5 protein-coding genes and 1 pseudogene are annotated in these 2,188 nt (G+C 72.0%); 4 read left to right on the plus strand and 2 right to left on the minus strand.

Going from position 1 to position 2,188, the window contains the following annotated elements:
* Positions 1–40: 40 nt before the first annotated feature.
* Positions 41–307, plus strand: a complete 267-nt coding sequence (locus ABZS51_RS42575) for a hypothetical protein (RefSeq protein ID WP_355454009.1) — start codon at positions 41–43, stop codon at positions 305–307.
* 99 nt (positions 308–406) lie between these two features.
* Here ABZS51_RS42575 and ABZS51_RS42580 read toward each other — a convergent pair whose 3' ends face one another.
* Together ABZS51_RS42580 and ABZS51_RS42585 are read right to left on the minus strand one after the other, a co-directional pair.
* Entirely contained in the window at positions 407–601 is a 195-nt protein-coding gene (locus tag ABZS51_RS42580; RefSeq protein ID WP_310717389.1) for a DUF4236 domain-containing protein, read from the minus strand.
* A 62-nt stretch (positions 602–663) separates the two neighbouring features.
* A complete protein-coding gene (locus ABZS51_RS42585; protein WP_355454012.1) occupies positions 664–867 on the minus strand; it encodes a DUF4236 domain-containing protein in 204 nt (67 codons plus the stop codon).
* A 172-nt stretch (positions 868–1,039) separates the two neighbouring features.
* Here ABZS51_RS42585 and ABZS51_RS42590 point away from each other — a divergent pair, with 172 nt between their 5' ends.
* The 3 genes and pseudogenes from ABZS51_RS42590 to ABZS51_RS42600 all read left to right on the plus strand — a co-directional run.
* Complete coding sequence (locus ABZS51_RS42590; protein ID WP_355454015.1) at positions 1,040–1,396, plus strand: hypothetical protein; 357 nt, start codon at positions 1,040–1,042, stop codon at positions 1,394–1,396.
* Positions 1,393–1,875, plus strand: a complete 483-nt coding sequence (locus ABZS51_RS42595) for a hypothetical protein (protein ID WP_355454018.1) — start codon at positions 1,393–1,395, stop codon at positions 1,873–1,875. The genes ABZS51_RS42590 and ABZS51_RS42595 overlap by 4 nt, the downstream gene beginning before the upstream one ends.
* A gap of 86 nt (positions 1,876–1,961) precedes the next feature.
* A pseudogene (locus ABZS51_RS42600) lies at positions 1,962–2,188 on the plus strand (hypothetical protein); the annotation flags it as partial.

Here is a 2,188-nt window from a genome sequence, read left to right on the forward strand (position 1 = left end):
CGAGCCCCTGAGCGGCGCACGGTAACGGGTGGCGACCTCAATGGACATCTTCCTGTGGATCCTCCAGGTCCTGCTGGCCGCCATGTTCGCCATGGCCGCCCTGGCGCCGTACCGCGTGACCGACGGCGACGTGTCCGCGTGGCGGGCGGGTGCGGGCACGACGGCCGACGCGGGAGCGGGCGCGGGCGGGGGCGACGAGGATCTGGTACGGCTGATCGCGTACGGCGCCGTCCTCGCGACGGCCCACGCCGAGAGCATCGTGACGGGAAGGGCACGGGCGGGCGCCGCACCCGGTCCCACGGAGTGACCCGTCCGGGTGGCAGGGGCTCGGGCAGGCGAAGGGGCGCCGCCGATGATCCGGCGGCGCCCCGGCCCCTCCGCGACATCCGTCCGGGGCGAGCGCGCCTCAGTCTCTCGTGCGGCTGCTCAGCGTCCTGCGCCAGTGGAACCCGCCCGGCAGGTTGACCGACAGCGTCTTGCGCCCGTCGGCGGTCTTGGTGACCCTGAACAGCCGGTTGCCCCAGCTGTGCCCGACGCCGCCACGGGACAGGTTCAGCCGCAGCGGCCCGACGTTGATCGACTTCCGGTAGCTCCAGCCCATCGCTCTCCTCCATCGGTTCGGAACGGCGATCAGCTACCCCGGAAAAGCGAGATATATCGGGTTTAGTAATGGCCGCCGTAGCGGCGACGTCCGAACGACTTGCCGAGATGGAAGCCGCCGGGCAGCCGTACCGACACGTGCCGCCGGCCGTCGGGTGTGCTCGTCACGTGGAGGCGCCGCCCGCCGAAGCTGTGGCTCACGCCGTGCCGCGACAGGTTGACCCGGAACGGCCCCACCTTGATCGACTTGCTGTAGTGCCAGCCCATGTTCCTCCTCCGGCCTTCGCTCGGTGTACCGGGACAACGAGCGGCGGTCCAGGACGGTTCCGGCGCGCATTCTCAGCAGATCTTCATGAACCCGCGAGAAACCTTTGAGACAAACCGGAGAACGTGGGATTCAACGCACGAACCCCGCACCGGATGGGCTCACATGACAGCCATGAAGATCAAGCTCGGGCTGGCGGCACTCGCCGCCGCTCTCTCCCTGACGGCCTGCTCATCGGCCGGCACGACCGGACAAACGGCGTCGTCCGCCACGACCGCCACCGGCACGACCGGCGCCGGCGGCGCGCCCGCAGGGGCCAGGGTCTCGGCCAACACCGCCGACGAGTCCCAGATCGCCGCCGCCCTCACGGCCGCCGGTGTCGGCAACGCCGAGCGGTGGGCGAGGGAGGTCGTCGAGTACCGCCCGTACGCGGCCGACGACGCCGACCTGACCTCGCTGCGGAAGAACCTCGCCAAGTACAACCCCGGCGAGGACACCGTGAACAAGATCGTATCGGCGTTGACGCCATGACCCTCACCCTGCGCCAGGGCCTGCTCGGAGTGGCTGCGATCAGCGTCATGGGCGCCGCCTTCGAGCTGGCGGCCGAGCGCCACTGGCAGACGTCGCAGCAGCTCGTCCCCTGGGCCGCCCTGGCCGTGCTCGTGGTCGCCCTCGCCGTGTGCGCCCTCGGCCGCTCGCCGCGCGGGGTGGCCGTCGTCCGCGTGATCGCCGCGGCCGTCCTGCTGACCGCGATGTTCGGCGTGTACGCGCACGTGTCCGCGAACTTCGCCTCGGGCCCGCTCGACCAGCAGTACGCCGACACGTGGGACACGCTCGGCCCGCTCACCCAGTGGTGGTACGCCCTGTCGAAGACCGTGGGGCCGACGCCGCCGCTCGCCCCGGGCATGCTCGCCCAGAGCGCGCTCCTCCTCGTGCTGGCCACGTTCACCTCCCGGCCGCGAGCGGGCGTTCCGGAGGAAACGCGGACACGGGAGCCCGGCCTGAGGTGATCCGGGGCGCGTACGTGGCAGTGTGCCGGTGGGCGGCCTCGCCGGCGGCCCATCGGGAGGCACAGCCGCTCTGAGAGGAGCACGCGATGACGATCACCGCCGAGCCGGTGACGGAGCCCGTCGCCGAGCACGCCGAGGGACCCGTGTGGTGCGCCCGCTGGGGCGGCCTGCGCTGGGTGGACATGCTGGCCGGCGACCTGCTCCAGCTCGACGCGGACGGGACCGTGCGCGACCGGCGCGTCAAGCAGCTCCCCGTGATCGACCCGGTCAGTGGGCGCGTCGTCGGCACCCTGCACCAGCGCGACGTGCTGCG

Source organism: Nonomuraea sp. NPDC005501 (assembly GCF_040605905.1).
Lineage (GTDB): Bacteria > Actinomycetota > Actinomycetes > Streptosporangiales > Streptosporangiaceae > Nonomuraea.